The sequence below is a fragment of the Bradyrhizobium sp. BEA-2-5 genome, from assembly GCF_032918025.1.
Lineage (GTDB): Bacteria > Pseudomonadota > Alphaproteobacteria > Rhizobiales > Xanthobacteraceae > Bradyrhizobium > Bradyrhizobium pachyrhizi.
The window spans coordinates 4,929,103-4,953,657 of the sequence record NZ_CP136629.1 but is presented as its reverse complement, the minus strand read 5'-3'; the positions used below and the strand labels follow the sequence as shown (position 1 = coordinate 4,953,657).

The 24,555-nt window shown below is 65.5% G+C and carries 22 protein-coding genes and 1 pseudogene; 14 read left to right on the top strand and 9 right to left on the bottom strand.

Going from position 1 to position 24,555, the window contains the following annotated elements:
- Window positions 1-17 precede the first annotated feature (17 nt).
- The 5 genes from RX327_RS23235 to RX327_RS23215 all read right to left on the bottom strand — a co-directional run bounded on the left by RX327_RS23235 (window position 18) and on the right by RX327_RS23215 (window position 7,226).
- Window positions 18-1,859 (bottom strand): alkaline phosphatase family protein, encoded by a 1,842-nt coding sequence (locus RX327_RS23235; protein ID WP_317247230.1) that lies wholly within the window; start codon window positions 1,857-1,859, stop codon window positions 18-20.
- 139 nt (window positions 1,860-1,998) lie between these two features.
- Window positions 1,999-5,223: a CusA/CzcA family heavy metal efflux RND transporter gene (locus tag RX327_RS23230; RefSeq protein ID WP_317247229.1), complete on the bottom strand. Its 3,225-nt coding sequence runs from the start codon at window positions 5,221-5,223 to the stop codon at window positions 1,999-2,001.
- Window positions 5,216-6,436: an efflux RND transporter periplasmic adaptor subunit gene (locus RX327_RS23225; protein WP_317247228.1), complete on the bottom strand. Its 1,221-nt coding sequence runs from the start codon at window positions 6,434-6,436 to the stop codon at window positions 5,216-5,218. Before RX327_RS23225 ends, RX327_RS23230 begins: the two co-directional genes overlap by 8 nt.
- 113 nt (window positions 6,437-6,549) lie before the next feature.
- Window positions 6,550-6,906, bottom strand: a complete 357-nt coding sequence (locus tag RX327_RS23220; RefSeq protein ID WP_152977721.1) for a hypothetical protein — start codon at window positions 6,904-6,906, stop codon at window positions 6,550-6,552.
- A 92-nt stretch (window positions 6,907-6,998) separates the two neighbouring features.
- Window positions 6,999-7,226 (bottom strand): hypothetical protein, encoded by a 228-nt coding sequence (locus RX327_RS23215; protein ID WP_317247227.1) that lies wholly within the window; start codon window positions 7,224-7,226, stop codon window positions 6,999-7,001.
- Between the two features lie 94 nt (window positions 7,227-7,320).
- Between RX327_RS23215 and RX327_RS23210 the strand changes: the two genes are divergently transcribed.
- The 4 genes from RX327_RS23210 (at window position 7,321) to RX327_RS23195 (ending at window position 11,575) form a co-directional block, all read left to right on the top strand.
- Window positions 7,321-7,815: an ArsI/CadI family heavy metal resistance metalloenzyme gene (locus RX327_RS23210; protein ID WP_050385705.1), complete on the top strand. Its 495-nt coding sequence runs from the start codon at window positions 7,321-7,323 to the stop codon at window positions 7,813-7,815.
- 125 nt (window positions 7,816-7,940) lie between these two features.
- Window positions 7,941-10,643, top strand: a complete 2,703-nt coding sequence (locus RX327_RS23205) for an EAL domain-containing protein (RefSeq protein WP_317247226.1) — start codon at window positions 7,941-7,943, stop codon at window positions 10,641-10,643.
- A gap of 81 nt (window positions 10,644-10,724) precedes the next feature.
- Window positions 10,725-11,174 carry a PPC domain-containing DNA-binding protein gene (locus RX327_RS23200; RefSeq protein WP_050385707.1) on the top strand — a complete coding sequence of 150 codons (450 nt, stop codon included), beginning with the start codon at window positions 10,725-10,727 and terminating at the stop codon, window positions 11,172-11,174.
- A 212-nt stretch (window positions 11,175-11,386) separates the two neighbouring features.
- Window positions 11,387-11,575, top strand: a complete 189-nt coding sequence (locus tag RX327_RS23195; RefSeq protein WP_310885847.1) for a septal ring lytic transglycosylase RlpA family protein — start codon at window positions 11,387-11,389, stop codon at window positions 11,573-11,575.
- Window positions 11,576-11,594: 19 nt separating this feature from the next.
- Here RX327_RS23195 and RX327_RS23190 read toward each other — a convergent pair.
- Window positions 11,595-14,064: pseudogene (locus tag RX327_RS23190) on the bottom strand (PAS domain S-box protein).
- A gap of 91 nt (window positions 14,065-14,155) precedes the next feature.
- On the bottom strand, window positions 14,156-14,935 hold the full coding sequence (locus tag RX327_RS23185) for a thermonuclease family protein (RefSeq protein ID WP_317247225.1): 780 nt from the start codon (window positions 14,933-14,935) through the stop codon (window positions 14,156-14,158).
- An 86-nt stretch (window positions 14,936-15,021) separates the two neighbouring features.
- Here RX327_RS23185 and RX327_RS23180 point away from each other — a divergent pair, with 86 nt between their 5' ends.
- From RX327_RS23180 to RX327_RS23160, 5 genes are all read left to right on the top strand, one after another.
- On the top strand, window positions 15,022-15,228 hold the full coding sequence (locus RX327_RS23180) for a hypothetical protein (protein WP_152977723.1): 207 nt from the start codon (window positions 15,022-15,024) through the stop codon (window positions 15,226-15,228).
- A gap of 51 nt (window positions 15,229-15,279) precedes the next feature.
- Complete coding sequence (locus RX327_RS23175) at window positions 15,280-15,483, top strand: hypothetical protein (RefSeq protein ID WP_157348769.1); 204 nt, start codon at window positions 15,280-15,282, stop codon at window positions 15,481-15,483.
- A gap of 197 nt (window positions 15,484-15,680) precedes the next feature.
- The gene (locus RX327_RS23170; RefSeq protein WP_317247224.1) at window positions 15,681-17,696 is read left to right on the top strand and encodes an acetyl/propionyl/methylcrotonyl-CoA carboxylase subunit alpha; all 2,016 of its coding nucleotides are present in this window, start codon (window positions 15,681-15,683) and stop codon (window positions 17,694-17,696) included.
- A 106-nt stretch (window positions 17,697-17,802) separates the two neighbouring features.
- A complete protein-coding gene (locus tag RX327_RS23165; RefSeq protein ID WP_317247223.1) occupies window positions 17,803-18,669 on the top strand; it encodes an isocitrate lyase/PEP mutase family protein in 867 nt (288 codons plus the stop codon).
- Entirely contained in the window at window positions 18,666-18,965 is a 300-nt protein-coding gene (locus tag RX327_RS23160) for an acylphosphatase (RefSeq protein WP_317247222.1), read from the top strand. Before RX327_RS23165 ends, RX327_RS23160 begins: the two co-directional genes overlap by 4 nt.
- A gap of 11 nt (window positions 18,966-18,976) precedes the next feature.
- Here RX327_RS23160 and RX327_RS23155 read toward each other — a convergent pair whose 3' ends face one another.
- Window positions 18,977-19,789, bottom strand: coding sequence for a class I SAM-dependent methyltransferase (locus RX327_RS23155; protein ID WP_050385712.1), 813 nt, complete (start codon window positions 19,787-19,789; stop codon window positions 18,977-18,979).
- Window positions 19,790-20,018: 229 nt separating this feature from the next.
- Between RX327_RS23155 and RX327_RS23150 the strand changes: the two genes are divergently transcribed.
- The 4 genes from RX327_RS23150 (at window position 20,019) to RX327_RS23135 (ending at window position 23,137) form a co-directional block, all read left to right on the top strand.
- Window positions 20,019-20,576, top strand: coding sequence for a GbsR/MarR family transcriptional regulator (locus RX327_RS23150; RefSeq protein ID WP_038385827.1), 558 nt, complete (start codon window positions 20,019-20,021; stop codon window positions 20,574-20,576).
- A gap of 26 nt (window positions 20,577-20,602) precedes the next feature.
- Window positions 20,603-21,268, top strand: a complete 666-nt coding sequence (locus RX327_RS23145; protein ID WP_050385713.1) for a DUF4166 domain-containing protein — start codon at window positions 20,603-20,605, stop codon at window positions 21,266-21,268.
- Window positions 21,265-22,701 (top strand): TIGR01777 family oxidoreductase, encoded by a 1,437-nt coding sequence (locus RX327_RS23140; RefSeq protein ID WP_317247221.1) that lies wholly within the window; start codon window positions 21,265-21,267, stop codon window positions 22,699-22,701. Before RX327_RS23145 ends, RX327_RS23140 begins: the two co-directional genes overlap by 4 nt.
- Window positions 22,702-22,765: 64 nt before the next feature.
- Window positions 22,766-23,137, top strand: coding sequence for a hypothetical protein (locus tag RX327_RS23135; protein WP_050385715.1), 372 nt, complete (start codon window positions 22,766-22,768; stop codon window positions 23,135-23,137).
- 18 nt (window positions 23,138-23,155) lie between these two features.
- Here the strand turns inward: RX327_RS23135 and RX327_RS23130 are convergent, their stop codons facing one another.
- Window positions 23,156-24,013: a LysR family transcriptional regulator gene (locus RX327_RS23130; protein ID WP_317247220.1), complete on the bottom strand. Its 858-nt coding sequence runs from the start codon at window positions 24,011-24,013 to the stop codon at window positions 23,156-23,158.
- A gap of 115 nt (window positions 24,014-24,128) precedes the next feature.
- On the opposite strand from RX327_RS23130, the gene RX327_RS23125 reads away from it, so the two are divergent.
- Window positions 24,129-24,554 carry a 4-oxalocrotonate tautomerase family protein gene (locus RX327_RS23125; protein WP_317247219.1) on the top strand — a complete coding sequence of 142 codons (426 nt, stop codon included), beginning with the start codon at window positions 24,129-24,131 and terminating at the stop codon, window positions 24,552-24,554.
- Window position 24,555 lies beyond the last annotated feature (1 nt).

Below are 24,555 nucleotides of genomic sequence, written 5' to 3'. Positions count from 1 at the left end.
GACGAGAGCGGCGGGGATCACTTCCCCGCCGTTTTCTGTTTGCCGCCGGTTTCCTTGAGCCCGAGCGTCCGCCCCGGGAACCCGGCGACGTCGAAATAGCGGGTCGACAGCACGCGCTGGAATTTCAGCACGGTGCGCAGGCCGTTGGCCGACGCCTTCTTCGACATGATGGTGCCCTCGGCCATCTTCGGCACGATGCCGTTGGGCATGGCTTCCGACATCACGCGGCCGATCAGGCCGCCGTTCTGCGAGCCGCGCAGGCCCATCAGCCGGGCGGCCGTCATGCCGACGTCGGCATTGCTGACCGGAATCTCGTCGACATAGCCCGCCTTGAAGTCCGGACCGATCGCGGCCATGAAATTCATGGTGTCGCCGCGGCTGAAGCTGCCATGCATGCCCTGGCCCTGGCGCAGCACGGTATCGGCGACCTGAACCGAGCAGTTGGTCGGGATTTCGCAACCGCTCGACCAGGAGCGGAAATTGACCACGATCGACGGGGTCGGCGTCACCGCCTTGCCCTTCAGATTGAGGTTCGACATCGGCAGCGTGCCGGGAAAGGTGCCGAGCTTGTCGTCGACAAACAGGCCGCTGACATAGTCCTGCTCGAGCAGCGCCTTGATCACGCGGTCAGCGAGCTTCTTGTCCTTGTTCGGCAGATAGATCAGGTCGGAGCCGCCATTGGTGGCGACGACGAGATCAGGCTTCTCCGGATCCTTGCCGAGCACGCCGTTGCCCGCCCTGGGATGCTTGTTGCCTTCGATCTTCGCGTTCTTGTCGTTGGGGTCGAACAGCGGCAGGTCGAGCGCCTTCGCAAGGTCGAGCGCCAGGAATCCCATCGGCAGGAAATCCTTCGGCGTGTCGTCATAGCCGACCTTGGCCGACGGGCTGGACTTGCTCTCCTTGGAGATGGTCGAGAAGCCGTGATCTGCGGAGACGATGATGTTGGTGTCGGCGGAAAGGCCGAGCTCGTCGAGTGCCTTGCGGAGCTGGGCGAGGTTGGTGTCGGCGTTCTTGATGCCGGCCATCGAGGTCGGCCCGTTGATCCCGGGCATGATCTGGTTGAGGCTGTCGCCGGTATTGTGCTGGCTGCCGTCAGGATCGCGCGACCAGAACACCAGCACGAACGGCTTGTTGCGCGCCTTGAACATCGGCAGCACCACCTTGGTGGCGACGTCGGCGAAATAGGCCTGCTGCGCGACGTTGGCGACCGTGGTGCCCGGCGTCTTGGCATCGCCCGCCTTGGAGTTGTCGCCGCGCGGCGGCGTGGCGAGGGGCAGGCCGGCCTTGGTCAAGGCGTCCTTCACCTCGTCGGACAATGCGACACCGTTCTTGCCGCCGGTGGAATCGTCGAACACGACCGTGTTCTTGCCGCGATCGGTGTGGTCGAACTGGTAGGTCGGGCCGACCTTGCCGATCGCCGCGGTGCTCAGCCCCTTGTCGCGGGCCATCTTCAGGATGGTCTCTTCGTTGAGGTAGTCGCCCTTGAAATGCTCGTCGATGTCGCCGAGCACGGCGTCGTTCTCGATGAAGGGGACGACGGTGTCGCCCGCAGGTGCGGAGGTGTAGTTGGTCCAGATCGTGTTGGAGAACACACCGGTGTCGCCGAGATAATGACCGGTCGACATCGCCGAGCCGTTGGCCATGGTGAAGGTCGGGAACAGCGAATGCGGGTTCTTGAAGTTGACGCCCTTGTCGCGGACTTCGGCCATCGCTGGCGCGGTTTCCGGCGTCACGATGCCGCCGCGGAGGCCGTCGGGGACGAACAGGATGAGGTTGCGGGGCTTGGCGTTCTGCGCCGAGGCGGCGCCCGCCGCAAGCGCGATCATGCTCGCGGACAGTAACGTAATGGCACGACGCATATTGCTGTTCCCCCTGATGAAGCCCCGCGGCAGCCCGCCGCAGCCTTCGTTTAGTTTTGCCATATGACAGAAATGTTACAGCGCTTGTTCGTCGCTGTAACGGCCGGATTTTTCCCGCGGAATGCCGGTCAACACACTGTCATTCCGCAGGTTGAATCGCCGTTCTCTCATTGCGCGCAGCGCTTCCGGCATGCCCGTACCGGGCATAGAGCGCCGGCAGCACGGCAAGCGTGAGCAGGGTCGCGCTGATGATGCCGCCGATCACCACGGTCGCGAGCGGCCGCTGCACCTCGGCGCCGGCACCGGTGGCGAGCGCCATCGGCACGAAGCCGAGCGAGGCGACCAAGGCGGTCATCACCACGGGGCGGAAGCGGGTGAGGGCGCCTTGCTCGATGGCTTCCCGCATCGGCACGCCGCGCTCGCGCAACTGCCTGATAAAGCTCAGCATCACGAGCCCGTTCAGCACCGCAACGCCCGACAATGCGATGAAGCCGACCGCCGCCGAGATCGAGAACGGCATGCCGCGCAGCCAAAGTGCGGCGATGCCGCCGGTGAGCGCCAGCGGCACCGCGCTGAACACCAGCAGGGCATCGCGGGCCGAGCCCATCGCCGCCAGCAGCAACAGGAAGATCATCGCAAAACAGGCCGGCACCACGACGGCCAGGCGCTGGCGCGCCGCGGCGAGATTTTCCGACTGGCCGCCCCAGGTCATCCAATAGCCCGGCGGCAGTTGCACCGATTGCGCGACTTTTGCCTGGGCTTCCTCGACCACCGAGCCGAGATCGCGGCCGCGAACATTGGCTGTCACCACGATGCGGCGCTTGCCGTTCTCGCGGCTGATCTGGTTCGGCCCCTCGGTGAAGGAGAACTGGGCGACGCGGTTGAGCGGCAGGCTCTGCACCGGCGAACTCGGCGTTGCCTTCGGTAACGCGACCGGCAAATTGCTCAGCGCCTCGAGATCGGAGCGCACGCTCTCCGGCAATCGCACCACGATGTCGAAGCTGCGGTCGCCTTCGTAGACGACGCCGGCATCCTGGCCGCCGACCGCGGCACCGATCACGTCCTGCACGGCCGAAACGCTGAGGCCGCGCCGGGCGATCGCAGCCTTATCGACCTTGATCTCGAGCACGGGCAGGCCGCCGGCCTGTTCGACCTTGACGTCGGTCGCGCCGCGCACGCTGCGCAGCGCGGCGGCAATCTGGTTGGCGGCTTTCTGCATCGGCCCGAACTCGTCACCGAATACCTTGACCGCGATGTCGCCGCGAACGCCGGCGAGCAGTTCGTTGAAGCGCATCTGGATCGGCTGGGTGAATTCATAGACGTTGCCGGGCAGCCGGCCGACCGCCTTCGAGATGTCCTCGATCAGTTGCTCCTTGGTCAGCGATGGGTCCGGCCACTGCTCGCGCGGTTTCAGGATGATGAAGGTATCGGACGCGTTCGGCGGCATCGGATCGCTCGCCACCTCCGCGGTGCCGGTCTTGGAGAAGACGAACGACACCTGCGGAAAGCGGCTGACGGTCTTCTCGACCGACAGCTGCATCGCCTGCGACTGCGACAGCGCCGTGCTCGGAATCCTGAGCGCGTGCATGGCGATGTTCTTCTCGTCGAGCGAGGGGATGAACTCCTGGCCGAGGCGGAAGAACCCGAACAGGGCGGTCGCGAACAGCACGACCGCCACCGCGATAACCGGAATAGGCGTTGCAACCGCGCGCCGGAGCAGCGGGCTGTAGCAGCGCTTCAGGGCGGCAACGAGCCGGTTTTCCTGCTCCTGCACGCGGCCGGTGATGCCGATCGCGATCAGCGCCGGAACCAGTGTCAGCGACAGCACGAAGGCGGCCGCGAGCGCAAGGATCACCGTCAGCGCCATCGGCTCGAACATCTTGCCTTCGACACCGGTGAAGGTCAGCAGCGGCACATAGACCAAGAGGATGATGGCCTGGCCATAGAGGCTCGGCTGGACCATTTCCACCGCGGACGCCCGCACCGTCGCCAGCCGTTCGTCGCGCGTCAGCACGCGGCCGAGCGCATGCTGCTTCTCGGCGAGGTGACGCAGGCTGTTCTCGGTGATGATCACGGCGCCGTCGACGATCAGGCCGAAATCCAGCGCTCCAAGGCTCATCAGATTGGCGCTGATCCGGCCTTGCCACATGCCGATCGCCGTCATCAGCATCGCGACCGGGATCACCAGCGCCGTGATCAATGCCGCGCGGAAATTGCCGAGCAGCACGAACAGCACGGCGATCACGAGCAGCGCGCCTTCGCTGAGGTTGCGCGCCACGGTGCCGATCGTTGCATCAACCAGCTGGGTGCGATCCAGCACCGTCTTGACCTCGATGCCGGCCGGCAAGGACGGCATGATTGTCCGCAGTTTGGCGTCGACCGCGGCCGACACGGTGCGGCTGTTGGCGCCGATCAGCATCAGCGCGGTGCCGACCACGACCTCGCGGCCGTTCTCGCTGGCGCTGCCGGTGCGCGTCTCACCGCCGATCGAAAGCGTGGCGAGGTCGCGGATCCGAACCGGGACGCCGCCGCGGGTGGTGACGACGACGGCGCCGAGCTCGTCGATGTTCTCGAGCCGGCCGCCGGAGCGCACGACGAAGCCTTCGCCGTTGCGCTCGATATAGCGCGCACCGCGGCTGACGTTGTTGGTCTCGATCGCCTTGGCAACGTCGGCAAAGGTGAGACCGAGCGCGATCAGCTTCGCCGCATCGGGATGGACCTGATACTGCTTGAGGTATCCGCCGATCGTATCGACGCCGGCGACGCCAGGCACCATCTTGATCTGCGGCTTGATGATCCAGTCCTGCACCGTACGCAGATAGGCGTCCTTCTCGACCTCGCTTTGCAGCATCTGGCCGTCCGCCGTCAGGAAGCGGCCGTCGCTTTGCAGGCCCGGCGCGCCGTCGGCCTGCACCTTCTGCCCCGAATAATGGACGGTCCACATGTAGATCTCGCCAAGGCCGGTCGAGGTCGGGCCGATCCGCGGCTCGATGCCTTGCGGCAGGCGCGCGCGGACTTCGGTCAGGCGCTCGCCAACTTGCTGGCGGGCAAAATAGATGTCGGTGGCCTCGCTGAACACCGCCGTGATCTGGGAGAAGCCGTTGCGGGAGAGCGAGCGCGTGCTTTCAAGGCCGGGCGCGCCGGCCAGGGCCGTCTCGATCGGGAAGGTGATCTGCTTCTCGATTTCCGCCGGCGACAGCGCCGGGGCCACGGTGTTGATCTGGACCTGGACGTTGGTGATGTCGGGCACCGCGTCGATCGGCAGCTTCGTCAATGCAAGGCCGCCGACGAACATCAGGATCGCCGCCAATGTCACGATCACCCAGCGCCGCTGGATCGCAAGACCAATGATGCGCTCAATCATGGTCGTGCTCCGCCTCGTCCTTCTCGAACTCCGCCTTCAGCGTGAAGGTGTTCTGCACCGCGACGATCTCGCCGGCTGTGAGGCCGGCAACGATCTCGATATCGTCGTCGTCCTCGCGGCCGGTCCGCACCGATCTCGCCTCGAAGCCGTCGGCATCGCGCACGAACACGGTCGGCGTTCCCTTGATGGTTTGAAGCGCCTTCTTCGAGACGATCACGGTCGACGGCGCGCCCGACAGCGGGACCTCCACGGTGACAAAGGTGCCCGGCTTCCAGCGGTGGTCCTTGTTGGGCATGGTCGCGATCACGCGCGCGTTGCGGGTCTCGCGGTCGAGCAGGGGGCTGACGAAGATCACACCGGCATTGGCTTCATCTTCGGTGCCGATGGCGCGGATTTTCACCGAAACACCTTCGCGGACCGCGCCGATGTCTTCGGGTGAGACCGCCAGATCGACCCAGATGTCGTCGAGATTGACGATGACATAGAGCTCGCTCTCCTGGCCCTCGCGGCCGATCAAGCCGCCGAGATCGACGCGCCGTTCGGATACCCGGCCGCTGATCGGTGCGCGCAAGAACTGCGTCCGCAGGCTTTCCGGGGGCTGGTTCGGCAGATCGGCGATCTCGGCCTCCGACAGACCCAGCGCAAACAGCTTTTGCCGCGCGCCGTCGAGCTTGATCTGGGCATCGTTCGCGGTCAGCCGCGTGCGCAGGAACTCGTTTTCCGACACGATGCGGGTCTCGACCAGCGTCTTCTGCCGTGCGTAGAGGGTCTGCTGCAGATCGTTGGTGAGCCGCGCGGCGAGGTATTCGCTCTTGGCGTCGGCCACCTCGCGGCTTTCGATCGCGGCGACGATCTCGCCCTTCTCGACGACGTCGCCGAGGCGCTTGCGCAGTTCCGTGACCGTCGCAAGCACGCGTACCGAGACCCGGCCGATGTGATCCGCATCGGGGATCAGCGATCCCGGCGCGAGGAAATGCCGCTTCAGCATGCCGCCGCTGGCCTGCGCGAACGTGATGCCGGCTTCGCGAACCTGGTCTTCGCTCAGCTCGATATGCCCGGGGGCCTCGTGCCGGGCCTCGGTCTTTGTGTCTGTCGTCGCAGTCTCCTGCATCGCGGCCGGGAACCTGACCGGCCAGCCGATCCATCCGGCCGCCACAACGACCAGTGCAATGCCGGCGGCCACGCCGGCGAAAAATAGAACAACCCGTTTCATATGCGTCTCTCCGCAGCGCAGGCCGATGGCCCTGCGCCGTCGCGACATCGATCTGTGCGGAAGCGTGCGCGCGGCCGAATGGCAGCAGCGCACGGCCGGTCATGTCGACCGGATCAGGTGCGGGGTGGCTTGAAGGGAGAGAGGCGATCGGCCGAAGCCGGCAGCCCGATGCTGGTGTCGCCGTAGCTGTGCAGCGCATAGGCGATCGGGAACGCGGTCTCCTGCGGAGCCACGGAGGCGACGTGCGTCAGGCAATGGTCGCTGTGAGGCGAGGCGGGATGCGCCGGAGCCTTGCCGCCGGCACTGGCGTCATTGATCGGCTGCGCGATCGAGAAGCCGGGAGCCGCGTCGGCATCGCCGTCGGAGGTCCAGCCGTGGAAGAACGACAGCACCAGCGCAAGCGAAATCAGTCCCGCAAGCAGGCTGCGCCAGCGGCGCGATCCCGTTGCGTGAGGAGAAGACTGAATCATGGTGCGCGAAGCGTCCATGGGGCCTACTTAGCGCCGTGCCCGCGCGCATTCAAGTTCGGGTCCGCGACAGATTGGCCGCGGAAACTATAACGTTACGCGCTGTCTGCGGTTCGGCGCAGCAGCCATCGGCGCGCCGCGACGACGGACCAGATCGCCTCGACCAGCCCGAACGGCCAGGCGCCCTGGAGAAAACCGTAGACCGAGCCGAGCGCGCAGGATGCGGCGAAGGCCAGGATGAACCAGGGGCTGCGATCTTCGGCCGCATAGCAGGCGAGCATCATGGTCACGGCGAATAACCCGAACAGCGTCAGCGCATCCATTCCGCAGCAGAACTCCTGTTGTAACGCTGTTGATATCTGAGCATGCTTGGGATGGAATATCCATCCAGCGCCGCCGCCCTGAAAGGACCGCCCCATGAAGCGCATGCATGTTCACGTCGCGGTCAAGGATGTCCCGCAATCGGTCGGCTTCTACTCGGCGCTGTTCGGGGCCGAGCCGACGGTCGTGAAATCCGACTATGCCAAATGGATGCTCGACGATCCCCGCGTCAACTTCGCGATCTCGAGCCGCGGCCGCGAACCGGGCCTCGACCATCTCGGCATTCAGGTCGAGAGCGCTGAAGAGCTCGGCGAGGTGTACGGACGGCTGCGCGAGGCAGGCGGCGAGGTCATCGAGCAGGGCCAGACGGTGTGCTGCTATGCCAAGTCGGAGAAGTCGTGGATCGACGATCCCGCGGGGATCGCGTGGGAGACGTTCCACACGACCGGTGAGAGCATCGTCTATGGCGACGGCACCGGCGAGCGGACCGCGCGTGTCGCGCACGAGAAACAGGAGGGCAAACAGAGCGCTTGTTGCGCCCCACAGCCCAACGCCGCGCCCCCCGGGGCGTCGGCTTGCTGCAGCTCGTGAGCATGGAGCGGCCGAGGGGGCCGGTTCTGCGCGAGTCCACACTGGCCTTAACCGCCCGATAACTGATTTTCCTAACCACCCCTTGGGTTGTGTTCCCGTACAAGGGCATCCACAGGGGCAGGAAAATGTCGGTTGTCTCAACGAGCAGCGTGCCGGAATACCGGCGGCTGTGGATCAAGGGTGTGTTGCGCGCCAGCAGGATGGGCGCGATTCAGTGGCTCGTCTTGAGCGCCGCGCTGCTGGTGCTCGCCGTCACGCTTGGCACCGGCTATCTCGCACTGCAGTTTCGCGAGCGCGCGCTGGAGATGTCCGAGCGCGAGCTCAACAACACCGCGCTGCTGCTGTCGCGGCATTTCGACCAGCAGCTTACAGATCTCCAGCATGTCCACGACGACATCGTGAATTATCTGCGGGCCGAGCAGGTCGAGACCGCCGATCAATTCGAAAAGAACATGTCGCTCCTGAGCGCGCACGAGATGCTGCGCACGCGGCTGGCGGCGCTGCCGCATGTCGGCGGGCTCAATCTGTTCAACGCCAAGGGATGGCTGATCAACTCATCCGAGATGTGGCCGGTGCCCGACATCAGCGTTGCGGACCGGCGCTATTTCCAGGAGTTCACCTCGGGACGGCCAACGTCTCCTGTCATCGTCGAGCCCGCAATGAGCAAGGTGACCGGCAACTGGACCACGATCTTTGCGCGCAAGATCACCGGGCGCAACGGCGAGATCATCGGCTTCGCGAGCCGCGGCGTCGAGCCGAGCCATTTCGAGGATTTCGTCGCCTCGCTGGCACTGAGCGGCGACACCGTGATTTCGATGATCCATCGCGACGGCACCATCATCGCGCGCTATCCGCAGGATGCCAGCGTGATCGGCCGCAACATCATCAACCTGCCGGTGTTCCAGAAGGTCATCAGCTTTGGCGGCAACACCTCGGGAAGGTTCGTTGGCGCTTCGGGTGAGGAGAACGTCGGCGCGGTCAAATCGCTGTCGCATTTTCCAATCCTGATCCTCGCCACCACAAGAACTTCGAGCGCGCTGGAGGACTGGCGCACCCAGACCAAACTGCAATTCTGCGCGGCCGTGTTGGCGGTGCTGATCATCAGCTTCGCGGTCTTCCTGATCGTCCGCCAGTTGCAGCGGCAGCACGATGCGGCAAGCCGCAGGCTGTCCGAGAAGAGCCAGTACCTCGACGCCGCCATCAATACCATGACGCAGGGGCTGCTGCTGTTCGACGCCTCGGCGCGGCTCGTGATCTGCAACCAGCAATATATCGACATGTTCGGCCTTTCGCCCGATGTCGCGAGGCCGGGCTGCCATCTGCGCGACCTGATCCTGCATCGCCAGGCGATCGGCTCGTTTGTCGGCGACGTCGACGAGTACTGCGCCCGCTTCACCAATCCGAGGGGCGACGAGGTCCGGGACTCCGTGATCATGACGCCTGACGGTCGCAGCATCCGCCTGATCTACAAGCGTGCGCCCGACGGCGGCTGGGCCACTACGCTCGAGGACGTCACCGACGGGCGGCGTGCGCACGCGCGGATCGAGTATCTCGCGCATTACGATGCGCTGACCAATCTGCCGAACAGGACGCTGTTCCAGCGCCACGCGGAAGGGCTGCTGCTCGAGGCCGCCACGCGCGAGTTCGCCATCCATTACATCGATATCGACGAGTTCAAGCGGATCAACGACACGCTGGGCCATCTGATCGGCGATGAATTTCTCCGGCGCGTCGCCGAGAAGTTGCGCCAGTCGGTCGGGTCGAGCGACTTGATCGCGCGGCTCGGCGGCGACGAGTTCGCGATCGTCCAGCACGACATCACCTCGGACGACGACGTCGGCGACCTGGTCGCACGCGTCTATCAGTCGCTGCGCACGCCGTTCGACTGCCTCGGCCATCATTTGTCGAGCGACGCCAGCATCGGCATTGCGATCGCCCCGCGTCACGGCTCCGATCTGTTTCGCCTGCTCAAATGTGCCGACCTTGCGATGTACGCCGCCAAGGCGGCGGGCCGCAGGACCCATCGCTTCTTCGATCCGGCGATGGAGGCGCAGGCCAATCTGCGCCGCGCGCTGGAGGCCGATTTACGCACTGCGCTGGCCGATGGCGGCTTCGAGATTCACTATCAGCCGCTGGTCGACCTGCGCACCAACGAAGTCTCCGGCTGCGAGGCGCTGCTGCGCTGGCGGCATCCCGAGCGCGGCATGGTGTCGCCCGCGGAGTTCATTCCGGTCGCCGAGGACACCGGCATGATCAACGAGATCGGCGACTGGGTGTTGCGGATGGCCTGCAACGAGGCCGCGACCTGGCCGGCGCATGTGCGCGTCGCGGTCAACGTCTCGCCGATCCAGTTCAAGTCGGAGACGCTGGCGCTGAAGGTTGCGAATGTGCTTGCCGAGAGCGGGCTCGACCCGCGCCGGCTCGAGCTCGAGATCACCGAAGCGGTCCTGATCCGCGACGACGATGCCGCGCTGGTCACGCTCGGCCAGCTCCGCGCGCTCGGTGTCCACATCGCGCTCGACGATTTCGGCACCGGATACTCGTCGCTGCAATATCTGCACCGCTTCCCGTTCGACAAGATCAAGATCGACCGCAGCTTCGTCAAGGAAGTGACCCGCAACAGCGGCTCGGCCTCGATCATCCGCGCCGTGGTTTCGATCGCAGCCGACCGCAACATGATCACCACCGCCGAGGGCGTCGAGACCGATCAGCAGCGCGACACCGTGCAGATGCTCGGCTGCACGCAGATGCAGGGCTATCTGTTCAGCAGGCCGGTTCCTGCGCGGGACCTGCGGACGCTGCTCGCGGCCGATTGCGTCGCTGCCTGAGCGCCTGCCGATCCGGTCCGTCAGGAACAATCGTCGCCGTCTCCGATTGAGAGTGGAAGCTCTTGAGAGGCGAGGCGGTCCATGAAAAGCAAACTCGTATCCGATGCGCCCAGCGCGCAGGTTCACGTCGTCGTGCTCGATAGCGGCGAGGAAGCGTTCGGCGCGCTGACGAAGTTCGCCAATGATGCGAAGGTGACGGCGGCATCGCTCACCGCGATCGGCGCGTTCGAGCGGGCAACCGTCGGCTGGTTCGATTTCGCATCCAAGAGCTACCGGAAGATCGAGATCAACGAGCAATGCGAGGTGCTGTGCGCGATCGGCGATATCGCGACCGGCGACGACGGCAAGGCCAGCCTGCATGTTCACATCGTGCTCGGACTGTCGGATGGATCGACACGCGGCGGCCATCTGCTTGCCGGCATCGTTCGGCCGACGCTGGAGGTTGTGGTCACGGAAGCCCCCGCCAGGCTTCGCCGGCGCAAGCGGCCCGAGCTCGGCATTGCCCTGATCGATCCCGTCGCGACCGCCTGACGCTTTCCGCCGAAAGTTCCTAAAAATCGACCTGCCGACGCTAAGGCGCGGAACCGAAATCGTGGAACCGCGTTCCCTTGCGGGGCTCGACCGGCAGGCGACCAATGAAAACCGCAGCAACGTCCGCGGCCATGCTGCTGTTTGCCTCGTGCATGGCAAACGCAGAGAGTGGCCTTGCGTCTTATTATCGTGGCATCGGCAGGAGTGGCGAGATGACCTGCGCGCATCGCAAGCGGCCATTCGGCAGCATGATCACCGTCTCGTATCTGGGAAAATCGATCCGGTGCCGCGTCAACGACCGGGGCCCGTTCGTTCGCGGACGGATCATCGATGTGTCGACCACGGCGGCCCGCGCGCTCGGCATCCTTCAGCTCGGCGTCGCACATGTCGTGATCCAGTAGAGCGCGGCCGGCGGCAGGATCAGGGCTTGGAAGCGGTCGCCCGCTGTTCGGCGATCGCCTTGCGGAGCGTCCGCGAGAGCGCCTCGACCGAATAGGGTTTCTGGATCAGCTCGAAGCCGCTGTGCGCGTTCTCGGCGAGCACATTGCTGTAGCCGCTGGTCAGCACCACCGGCAGGCCAGGAAAGCGATCGCGGATGATTCCGGCGAGCTCGACGCCGTTGATGCCCGGCATGATCACGTCGGAGAAGACCAGGTCGGCGGCGAATTCGTTCTCCGAGAGGATCGAGAGCGCGGCATTGGCATTGGCCGCGCGCTTGACCGAATAGCCGAGATCCTCGAGCAGCTCGGTGGAGAACTGGCCGACATCGTCGTTGTCCTCCACCACGAGGACGCGATAGCCGCGGCCGATCGAAGCCTGCTCGGTGCCCGCGCGGGCTGCGACCTTGGCGTCCGCCGGGCGCATCGCCTGCGGCAGATAGATGGTGAAGGTCGCGCCGTGCCCGGGCGTGGAGGTGACCGCGATGTCGCCCTCGGACTGTTTTGCGAAGCCGAAGGCCTGGCTGAGGCCGAGGCCGGTGCCCTTGCCGACCTCCTTGGTCGTGAAGAACGGCTCGAAGATCGAGTCGAGATGTTCCGGCGAGATGCCGGTGCCGGTGTCCTGGATCGAGACCGTGACGAAATCGCCGCTGCGCGAGGCCTGGGCGCGCAGGGCGGGGATATTCTTGACCTTCCGGACGCCGATCGTCAGCTGGCCTTCGCCATCCATGGCATCACGGGCGTTGATGGCGAGGTTGATCAGCGCAGTCTCGAACTGGCCGATGTCGGCGATCGCAAAACAGTCGGAATCCTCGATCCTGACCTCGATGTGGATCCGCACGCCGACTAGCGGGCGGATCAGCTGCGTCACGCTGTCGACCTGCGTGCCGACATTGAACACTTCCGGATTGAGCGGCTGCCGTCGCGCGAACGCCAGAAGCTGTGCCGTCAGCTTGGAGGCGCGCTCGACCGTCTCGGAGATGGCGTCGACATAGCGGCGGCGGCGTTCTTCCGGCAGCTCGCGGCGGCGCAGGAAGTCGGTGGCAGAGCGGATGATGGTGAGGAGATTGTTGAAGTCGTGCGCGACGCCGCCGGTGAGCTGGCCGATCGCCTCCATCTTCTGCGATTGCCGCAGCGCTTCCTCGCCGCGGCGGCGCTCGGTGACGTCAACCGCCTCGGGCACCGCGCCGACGATGGTGCCGTGCTGGTCCTGCAGCGGCCGCATCGCGAAATCGAAATAGCGTTCGCCGATCGGCAGGCGCAGCTGCATCTCGATCGTGACTTCCTCGCCGCGCATCACGGTCGCGAAGGCATTCTGGATCACGCGCGGCATGCCCTCGGTCGCGGCGAACCACGGCGTGTCCCAGAACGGCTTGCCGACGACGTCGGCGGCATCGGTACAGATGCCGGCCAGCGCCGTCTGGTTGGTGTAGAGCAGGCCGCCATCGCGGTTGAGCAGCATCTGGTATTGATGGCTGGTTTCCAGGATCGCGCGCGTCTGCGCTTCGCGGGATTTCGAGCTGCGCGGTTCGCTCCAGGATGCGCTGTTCCAGCGTCTCGTTGAGCTGCCGGAGCTCGATCTCGGCCTGCTTGGCGACGGTGATGTCGTGGGCGACGCCGATGAAGCCGATATGCTTGCCCGTCGGGTCCCATCGCGGCTGCGATTCCGATCGAAGCCACCGCCATTCGCCTGCGGCGTTCCGATAGCGGGCCTCGAGCACGAATGGCTTCAGCGAGAGCTCGCCGGTGATCTGCTCCTGCAGGATTTGCGGCAGGTCATCCGGATGCAGCGCCTTGCGCCAGTCGAACACGATCGCTTCCTCGAACGGCAGTCCAAGGAAGTCGACATAGGCCCGGTTGGCGAAGGACCGCTTGCGGTCGAGCTTGGTGACCCAGATCGGCACCGGCGCGCTGTCAGCGATCAGCCGAAAGCGCTCCTCGCTCTCGCGCAGCGTCTCCTGCGCCAGCATCTGATCGGTGACGTCGAGATCGGCGCCGACCAGCCGCAGCGCACGGCCGCTGCGGTCGCGCTCGATCTTGGCGACGACCCGGATCCAGCGGGTCTCGCCGTCGCTGGGACGGATGATGCGGTATTCGGCGCTGTAGTCTTCGCTGCCGGCCTTGAGCACGCCGAACAGGTGCCGGATCGTGCGCTCGCGATCCTCGGGGTGGATGCGCGCGACCCAGCTCTCATAGGTCTCGTTGACCTCTTCGGGCGGCAGCCCATGCACCAGGAGATATTCGGGAGAGCGGCGGTTGCGCACGCCGTCGCGGAAATCGATCTCGAGTCCGCCGACGCGCGCGATGCGCTGGATCCGCGCAAGCTCCGCCTCGCGCTCCTGGAGCTCGCGATGGGCGCGATCGCGTTCGCGCGCGATCTCCTCGAGATGCTGCCGCAGCCGTTCGGCTGCCGCAGCTTCGGGAAGCACATCAGCGGGATCGGATGGGGTCATACGCGCCGGCAACCTCTCGGTGCAGTCTCACACAGGACGAGGCGGCTTTGCCAGCTTGATTTATCGCGATCACTTGCCCTTCACTGGTTCTTCATTTGGCTTTGGGCGAACGGCAATTATAGGCCCGGCGGAACCCGGCCGCCTGTGCATCCTCTTCGGAGCAGAACCAGCGATCCGGATTGCCGAGGCCCGGGTAACTGCGGCACGCCTGCAGGTGATAGATGCCGATATTGCCGGTGACGCGGGCGCGCACCGCAAGCTTGCCCTTGATGCTGCAACTGGGCGGCATCGGCAGGTCGTCGGGGAAGAGCGCATTGCGGATCTGCGTGTCACGGTCGGCGGGGCAGGCGTTGCCGAGCAGGGCGCCATCCTTCCTGGCCGTACGAAAATCGCGCGGCGCCACGAAGCAGCCCTTCCAGAGCCCGGCGCGATTGTCCTTGGCGGTGGCTTCATCCGGCTTGAATCGGCCAGTGGCCGACCCCTCGACATTGAGGGCGTAGCCCTTCTGGACCAGCACCTGGCTGAGGCTGGTCGGATCGCCCTCGATCTTGCAGACGCCGAGGCGGCGCTTCTTGAAGGTCGGATCGACGCCGATATCGTCGCAGTGAATTGGCTTGCCGCCGATCAGCCTGGTCAGCTGGTCGCGCGCCTCGATCCCGCAGGTCCAGACGTCGGCGTGCTCGTCGATGCAGAGCTGATCGACCGCCGGCGCGTCGATGCCGTCGAGCCGATAGGTTGTGTTGCCGAGCTGAACGGTGCCGGCGTCCTTAATGACCGCAATGGCCGTCGGGCCTGCGGTTGCAGTCAGGCTGGTGGTTGCAGACAGGAAGGCCAGGAGAAGCGTCGTGGCGACCGGATTTCGAAACCGCATTTTCTCAACTTCAGATCTTTGGCGGGCAGCCGAACTTCTAGCACAAGCCGGTACGATCCAACCAAGGACTGTTCGCGAGTGGGGGCGTGCGCATCGTCACGTCCCAATCGGCATTCCGCGAGGTAGAACGGCCGGACAGTGGCATTGAAGGGATGCGCATGGCCGAGTTCATCATCAAGGTCCTCGCCGAAATCGTCACCGACATCTGGACCCTGCATGGCCTCCCGCGCTGGTGGCGGAAGAGAAAAGCGGCCGAGGAGACCGCGTCCGATCTAAAGATCCGATTGACTTGATGAGAACAAAATAGGAACATGACGCACCACCTGAATCCCGGATACCCCATCATGTCTGCACGGCCCGAATCTGACGACGATGACGGGCTGGAAGCCGCTGTCGATCAGGCCATTTCCGCCTGCGGCGGGAATTTGCGCGCCACCATCCGGGCGCTGATCGTGGCCAATGAATTCCTGGAGAACGAGGTCAGCGAGCTGATGAAGGCCGTCGCGAAGGCTCATTCGCGTGGCCGCTTCAAGACCTATTCGGGCTGAAATACCCCTCGGGCTACCGCCGAGGACTGACCATGGACTGGCCGGGCAGCGGGCAGGGTCTGCATTAGACCGTTGCCTCCGGGGCAATTTGCTGTACCAACGGAGTGGTTACGCCCAATCGCCCGTGCCGGATTGCGCGGGGAGGAATCCTGCCAAATGGACAATTCGAAGTCCGAAAACGCCCAAGCAAGAAAAGCATGTTCAAACGGATTCTGATCGCCAATCGCGGCGAAATCGCCTGCCGGGTCATCAAGACCGCTCGCAAGATGGGAATTCAGACGGTTGCGGTCTATTCCGAGGCCGACCGCGACGCCCTCCATGTCGAGATGGCCGACGAGGCCGTTCTGATCGGCCCGCCGGCGGCGGCCGAGAGCTATCTGGTGATCGAGAAGATCGTCGAGGCCTGCCGCAAGACGGGCGCCGAGGCGGTGCATCCCGGCTACGGCTTCCTGTCCGAGCGCGAGGCGTTTCCGCGCGCGCTGGAAGCGGCCGGCATCGTCTTCATCGGCCCGAACCCGGGCGCGATCGCGGCGATGGGCGACAAGATCGAATCCAAGAAGGCGGCGGCGAATGCCAAGGTCTCGACCGTGCCGGGCTATCTCGGCGTCATCGAGGACGACAAGCACGCGGTCAAGATCGCCGACGAGATCGGCTATCCCGTGATGATCAAGGCCTCCGCCGGCGGCGGCGGCAAGGGCATGCGCATCGCGCATTCGACCTCGGAGGTCGCGGAAGGTTTCAACCTCGCCAAGGCCGAGGCCAAGGCCTCGTTCGGCGACGACCGCGTCTTCATCGAGAAGTTCATCGTCGATCCCCGCCACATCGAGATCCAGGTGCTGGGCGACAAGCACGGCAACGTGATCTATCTCGGCGAGCGCGAATGCTCGATCCAGCGCCGCAACCAGAAGGTCATCGAGGAAGCGCCGTCGCCGCTGCTCGACGAGGCCACCCGCCGCAAGATGGGCGAGCAGGCGGTCGCGCTGGCCAAGGCCGTGAACTACGATTCCGCCGGCACGGTCGAGTTCGTGGCAGGGCAGGACAAGAGCTTCTACTTCCTGGAGATGAACACGCGCCTCCAGGTCGAGCATCCCGTCACGGAACTCGTCACCGGCATCGACCTCGTCGAGCAGATGATCCGCGTCGCCGCCGGCGAGAAGCTCGCCTTCGCGCAGAAGGACGTCACGCTGACCGGCTGGGCGGTGGAGTCCCGTCTCTACGCCGAGGACCCGTTCCGCAACTTCCTGCCCTCGATCGGGCGGCTCGTGAAGTATCGCCCGCCGGCGGAAGCCAGCAAGGACGGCATCACCATCCGCAACGACACCGGCGTGCAGGAGGGCGGCGAGATCTCGATCCACTACGATCCGATGATCGCCAAGCTCGTCACCCATGCGCCGTCGCGCGCTGCGGCGATCGAGGCGCAGGCGACCGCGCTGGATTCGTTCTACGTCGACGGCATCAGGCACAACATCCCGTTCCTGTCGGCGCTGATGCACCATCCGCGCTGGCGCGAGGGACGGCTCTCGACCGGCTTCATCGCCGAGGAATTCCCCAAGGGCTTTGCGGTGCGCGTGCCCGAAGGCGAGGTCGCGCGGCGGATCGCCGCGGTCGGCGCCGCCATCGATCACGTGCTCGGTGAGCGCAAGCGGCAGATCTCGGGCCAGATGGGCGGCCGCATCGTGCAGCGAGAGCGACGCCGCTCGGTCTGGCTCGACCGCGCCGAGATCGCGCTCGATGTCGCCCGCGAGGGTGACGCCATCGCGGTGCGCTTCATTGCCGCCGACGGGCTCCCTGGCAATCCGCACAATCTGGTGTCGGGCTGGGTGCCGGGCGAGCCGGTCTGGCAGGGCACCATCGACGGCAACTTTGTCGCCGTCCAGGTGCGGTCGATCAACAACGGCATCCGCCTTGCGCATCAGGGCGTCGAGGTGCCGGTCTATGTCTGGACCGAGGCCGAGGCGGCTTCCGCGCGGCTGATGCCGGTGACGACGGCCTCCGACACCGGCAAGAAGCTGCTGTGCCCGATGCCCGGCCTCGTGGTTTCGATCGCGGTGACCGAAGGGCAGGAGGTCAAGGCCGGCGAGACGCTGGCGGTGGTCGAAGCCATGAAGATGCAGAACGTGCTCCGCGCCGAGCAGGACGGCACCGTGAAGAAGATCCACGCCAGCGCGGGCGCGACGCTCGCGGTGGACGCGCTGATCCTGGAGTTCGCTTAGCACCGTCATTGCGAGCGCCAGCGAAGCGATCCATCCAGCCTCATATGATGAGAGATGGATTGCTTCGTCGCTTCGCTCCTCGCAATGACGTGGATGGAGACACATCATGGCCTTCCGCAAACGCCGCGAAGCCCTGCGATCGATTCTCAACGGATCAATCTGCATCCGCCCCGGCTCGGTCTACGACGCCATCTCGATCCGCATTGCGGAGGACCTCGGGTTTCCGCTCGGCATGTTCGGGGGATCAGTGGCCTCGCTCGCCGTGCTCGGCGATCCCGATGTCACGCTGATCACGCTCACCGAGCTTGCCGAGCAGATGCGGCGGATGTCGCGGGCCGCAACACTCCCCGTTCTGGTCGATGCCGATCACGGCTACGGCAATGCGCTCAATGTGCGCCGCACGGTGCAGGAGCTGGAGATGGCGGGCGCGGCCGGCCTCACCATCGAGGACACGCTGCTGCCGGCTGCCTTTGGCGAGACGAAGACGCAGCTGATCCCGCTCGAGGAAGGCGTCGGCAAGATGAAGGCGGCTCTTGGCGGCCGCAGCGATCCGTCGCTCATCATCCTGGGCCGGACCGGCGCCGTCTCGATCACCGGTCTCGACGATGCGATCGCCCGCGCCAAGGCCTATGAGGCCACCGGGGTCGATGCGTTGTTCTTCACCGGCATCAAGTCGCGCGCCGAGCTCGAGGCGCTCTCGGCCGCGACGACGCTGCCGATCGTGCTCGGCGGCGCGCCGGAGGAGATGACCGCACTCGACTATCTGGCAGGCCGGCGCGTCAGGATCGCGCTGCAAGGCCACGCGCCATTCGCGGCCGCAACCCAGGCCGTCTACGAGACGCTGAAGGCGCTGCGCGAAGGCACCTCGCCGAAGAACCTCAAGGGCATTGCCTCAGCCGAACTGACCGGCCGCGTCATGCGCGAGGCGGAGACCAAGGCGCGCAGCGGCGAGTTCCTCGGTCTGAAGAAATGAGCGGCGTGATCCGCCACGTCACCATCCGCGGACGCGTGCAGGGCGTCGGCTATCGGGCCTGGGTCGAGTATCAGGCGACGGCGAGCGGCCTCGAAGGCTGGGTCCGCAACCGTCGCGACGGCAGCGTGGAGGCGCTGTTCGCCGGCCCCGACGACGTCGTCACCGAAATGATCACGGCATGTGGCCGCGGTCCGTTCTCGGCGCGCGTCGCTGCCGTGCACGCCGCATCTGGCAATTCCGATCTTTTGAACCAGCGCCGGGCAGGGGAGCGGTTCTCGGTCCTGCCCACGATCTGAAGCGCGCGTCGTTACGCGACCGCTGAGATCACCAGCGCCTGAATCCGGCCTTCGATCGCGCCGTTGCCGAAGCGGCGCGCGATCGCCGACGCGGCGTGCTCGGTCGCAGCATCAAGGCCGATACCGCCGCGCGCCTCGATCTCGCCGCGTAACGGTGATCCCTGGCAAAAGCCGATCGCAGGATCATGAGGCGCATTGGCCCGGCTTTGCAGCCGGACGTCGTCGATCTCGATCTTGCTGAAGCCCGCGGCTGCAAGGTCGGCCCGGATCGGGTCGGCCGCGTAGTGGCCATAAGGCGTGCGCGCCAGGAAGCGCGGCGGATCGGCCGGAAAGACCTCCGCCAATGCCTGGGTCACCACGTCGGCAAACTCGTTGTCTTCGATGCGACCCCACATGTTGAATAGGAAACGGCCGCCCGGCTTCAGCACACGGCGCGCCTCCGAATAACCCTTGGGCTTGTCGGGGAAGAACATCGCGCCGAATTGGCAGGCGACGACGTCGAAGCTCGCATTGTCGAACGGCAGGTTCAGTGCATCGGCCTGCCGCCAGGTGATTGCGGTCCCGCTTGGCATCTGTGACTTCGCTCGTTCGAGCATCGGCTCATTCAGGTCGGTCGCCACGATCCTGGTGTCGCTGCCGAGCACGGACGACAGCGCGCGGGTGACGGCGCCGGTGCCGGCTGCCGTCTCAAGCAGGTGGCGCGGGCCAAGAGCCTTGGCGCGTTGCGCCAGATCGCGTGCGTAGGGTTCGAAAATCATCGGCACGAGGAGCCGGTCGTAAAGCTCTGGAATGGACCCAACGAACTCCTTGTCGGACGCTGGCATGCGCAATCTCCCTTGCGGCCGCGACGCGGGCAAGCCGGTGCACGGCCCAATCATCCCCGCGGATCAGCTTGGACGAGGAGCGCGGGGGCCACAAAGGAAAACTCCTCACCTTTGACGCACGGCATTCGCCGGGGCGCGGATAGGTCAGGAGACCTGCCATGTCTCGTGCGCCGTCGTGGACCGTATAGCCAGCCTTGACTTCTGCTCCGAACCATCTGATATTTCTGTTATGACAGAAATAACCGCCAAGAAAAAACTTCCCGCCGTCGTCGAGCGCTTCATTCTGCATTGGGGCGACATGGGCGACGAATGGGGCGTCAACCGCTCGGTCAGCCAGATCCACGGGTTGCTCTACCTCGCCGAGGCGCCGATGACGGCGGAGGACATCGCCGACACACTCGGCATGGCGCGCTCCAACGTCTCCAACTCGATCAAGGAGCTGTTGTCCTGGGGATTGATCCGGCGGGTGCCGATCCTTGGCGACCGCCGCGACCACTTCGAGGCCGAGACCGACATCTGGGAGGTCGCGGCCAAGATCGCGGCGGGGCGCAAGGAGCGCGAGATCGATCCCGCGCTTGCGGCGCTGCGCGCCTGCGTCTCCGACGCGGCCGACGATCCCGCGATCAGCCCGCTCGCCAGCAAGCGGCTGAAGGAGATGCTGACATTCACCGAACTGGTCGACCGCTGGTACACGCAGATGCTGAACGTGCCGCGGCCGCGCCTGGTCGCGCTGATCAAGCTCGGCGAGAAGATTGTGAGTTTCCTGCCCACGGGCAGGGCCAAATAAAGGCCGCGGCGTAACGGGAGTACGCGATGGCGTCAGCAAGGATATCCACCTTAAAGACAGCGCCGGCTTCCGATACAAAGCTGCTCGACGACCATCGCTTCCGCGCATTGCTGTCGGACGAGGATTGGGGCCGCCTGCCGGTTGCGATCTGGCGGCGCTTCTCGAAACGGTTTGAAGACGGCAACACCGTCGTCTATGTTGGCGAGGTCGAGGAAGCCGCGTGCAGCCGCATCGGCTGGTGGCTGGCGCAGGCCGCACGGCTGATCGGCGGACCATTCCCGACCGGTACCGAAACGCGCGTGCCGATGATCGTCACCGTCACCGAGGACGCGGCAAGCGGCGGCCAGGTCTGGACCCGCATCTGCGCGCGCCGCGACGGCTTCCCGCAGGTGATTCATTCCGCCAAGCGCTTTGCCGGTTCGACCGGGCTCGAGGAGTATGTCGGCTTCGGCGTCAGCATGGCGCTGCGGATCGCGGTCGAGCACGAGGCGCTGGTGTTTCGCAGCGTCGACTATTCGCTGCAACTCGGTCCGTTTCGCCTGCCGCTGCCCGAATGGCTTACGCCGGGCGATCTCACCGTGACCCATTCCGATCTCGGCTGCGGTTACTTCCGCTTCACGCTGGAGATCATCCACCCGCGTTTCGGCCGGCTGATCCGTCAGTCCGCCGTGTTCAGGGAGGCCACGCCATGACGCCGCTGCTTTGGACGCTTGTCGCCATCCAGATTGCGATGGGCGCATTCGATACGTTCTATCACCACGAATTCACCGAGCGGCTGGCCTGGCGTCCCTCGCAGCGCCACGAGCTCCAACTGCACAGCGTGCGCAACATGCTCTATGCGCTGCTGTTTCTCGTGCTCGGCTGGCTGCAAGCGCACGGCATCCTTGCGATCGCGATCATGGCCGTCCTCGTCGTCGAGGTCGTCATCACCTTGATGGATTTCGTCGAGGAGGATCTGAGCCGAAAGCTGCCGCCGAGCGAGCGGATCAATCACACGCTGCTGGCGATCAATTATGGGGCCATCCTCGTGCTGCTGGTGCCGGTCCTGATCGGCTGGGCGATGCTGCCGACCGCCGTCGCGCCGGCCTATTCGGGTCCGCTAAGTCTGTTCGCGACGGCTGCGGCCTTCGGCGCCGCGCTGTTCGGCGCGCGCGACTTTGCCGCGGCCAGACGCCTCGGACGGATGGCCAGCGTGCCGGCCGCGACGCTGGTCGGGAAATTGCCGGCGCGGCAGACCGTGCTCGTCACCGGCGCCACCGGCTTCATCGGCGGCCGCCTGGTCGCGAGCCTCACCGCATCTGGCCATCAGGTGATTGCGTTGATCCGCAATCCGGCAAAGGCCGACATGCTGCCGCCGCCGGTGACGCTGATCACGAGCCTCGACCAATTGCCCGCCGACTCCGGGATCGACGCCATCGTCAACCTCGCGGGCGAGCCGATCGGCAACGGCCTGTGGACCGAGGCCAAGCGCCACAAGATCATCGCCTCACGTATCGACATGACGTCTGATGTGGTCAAGCTGATCGCGCGCCTCGAACGCAAGCCATCGGTACTCGTAAGTGGCTCCGCGATCGGCTGGTACGGACTCTGGCAGGACCAGGTGCTGACGGAGTCGGCGAAATCCCATGCCTGCTTCAGTCACGAATTGTGCGAGGCCTGGGAGAATGCGGCGAAGCCGGCCGCGGATCACGGCGTGCGGGTGGCATTTTTGCGCATCGGTCTCGTGGTCGGCTCCGATGGCGGCTTCATCACGCGGATGCTGACGCCGTTCGAGTTCGGGCTTGGCGGCCCGCTCGGCTCGGGCAAGCAGTGGATGTCGTGGATTGAGCGCGACGACCTCGTGCGCCTGATCGCGCATGTGATTGCGAGACCTGAACTATCCGGTCCTGTCAACGCGACCGCGCCGATCCCGGTGACCAACACGAAATTCACCGAGGAGCTCGGACGCCGTCTGCACCGGCCGGCGATCTTCCGCGTGCCGGCGGCGCTGCTCCGCGCCGTTGGCGGCGATTTCGCCGACGAGCTCTTGCTCGGCGGCCAACGCGTGCTGCCGAACAAGGCGCTGAGCAACGGCTTTGTGTTCCGGCACGAAACCTTGCGCAGCGCGTTCGATGCGATCCTGTGAGGAGGCCTCGATGTGCAGCACCTGTTCCCGTGCATTCGGAGGTTGGCTTGCGGGCTGTGGTGCCGTGACCGCGGTGATTTCCGCCGTCGGTCAGACCGTTCTGATGATGACGTCGCACGGCGATGTCGCGCGGCTGCTCTACGGCATCGTCGTGATGCTGCTTCCGTCGGCCGCGGTCTTCGTCATCACCTGTCTGCTCACGGCAATTCCCACTGCGATCGTCGTCTGGTTCACTGAGGAGTTCCATATCAGGGCCGCGGGATTTTTCGCCTGCGCAGGCGCGGCGATCGGCGCGTTGAGCATCACTGTCCTTCTACGATCCCCGGCTGTCTGGACATCCGGACTGGTTTGCCTGTTCGTCGTGGCCGGGTTTGTCGCCGGCCTGACCTACTGCTTCGTCATGCGCGAACTGGCGACAGGCGAAGACTCGATGTGAACCGCTGCGAGGTTCAACCTATGCCGCAGACGCCAGGCTCCGGAACGTCGCAGCCACCGCGCGCAGCGCCGCGAGCTTGGCGGGATCGCCGACTTTCGAATGCAGCATCACCTTCGAGCTGCCGAGTCTCGGCAGCTTGTGCGCCGGCCCGAGATCGACCAAGCCCGGAGGCGCGATCCGCCGGACGAGGGGCGCGACGGCAAGCCCTGCAAGCGCGGCCGCCACCACCGCCGTGACACCGCCGCCGACAAATCGCTCGCGCCAGGCGATGCCGGCCTTGTCCAGCGCACGCACGGCGATGGCGCGGACGCCACAGGGCGGGGCGAGCGTTGCCAGCGGCAGTGCTTCGCCGCGCGGCCAGACGAAGCGTTTGGCGGCGAACCAGCCGAATTCATCCTCGGTCAGCTTCTCGCCGCCGCGCCGGCTGCCCTCCTGGCGCACGATCACGGCGTCGAGCTCGCCGGAATCGTAAGCATCGAGCATTTCGCGCGAGAAGCCGATGGTCACGGAGAGGGCAAGCTGGGAGGCCATCGCGTGCAGCCGCTCCAGCAGCGGCACCAGCTCCGGGCCCGCGGCGTGATCGCTGATCCCGAGCGTGAGCTGCTGCCGCGCCGGCTTCTCGCCGGCCAGCGCGCGATCATGCACCTCGATCAGCGCGCGGGCGTGCTGCAGGAAGGCCGCGCCGTCGGCGGTCAGCCGCACGGCGCGCGGCGAGCGCTCGACCAGCCGCTTGCCCAGCACCGTTTCGAGCCGCTGCAACTTCATGCTGATCGCCGCTTGCGTGGTGCCAAGCGCCTCGGCTGCGCGGGTGAAGCCTTGCAGCTCGGCGACCAGGAGGAAGGCCTGCACGGTGTCGATATCGAGCGTGGTGGTCATGATCAATGATCGTTATCATTGCTATCAATCTAGATAAGATACCAAGATGATGCGCGAAGGTCTAGCTAGAGGAGGCGCGATTGACCCGCGCCAACCGGATTCAAGGAGACCGATCATGCCGCTCATCACCGTCACCGACGCGACCTCGCGCGAGAGGCCGTCGCTGAAATCCGACATCGCCGCCGCCGTGTCGGACCTGACCGCCGGAATTCTGCACAAGGATCCCAAGGTCACCGCCATCATCGTGAGGTCCGTGGACGCGGGCGACTGGTTCGCGGGCGGCAAGTCGCTCGCCGAGCAGAAGCTCGCAAGCTACTGGATCGACATCCACGTCACCGAAGGCACCAACACCAAGGACGAGAAGGCGGCCTATCTCGCGGCGCTGTTCAAGCGGATGGGCGAATTGCTCGGGCCGCTCCACACCGAGAGCTACGCCCATGTCGACGAGGTCAAGGGCGATGCCTACGGTTTTGGCGGCCTGACCCAGGAGCGGCGCTACATCGCCGGCAAGCTCGAGGTCGCGCCGCAGAAGGCGGCGTGAA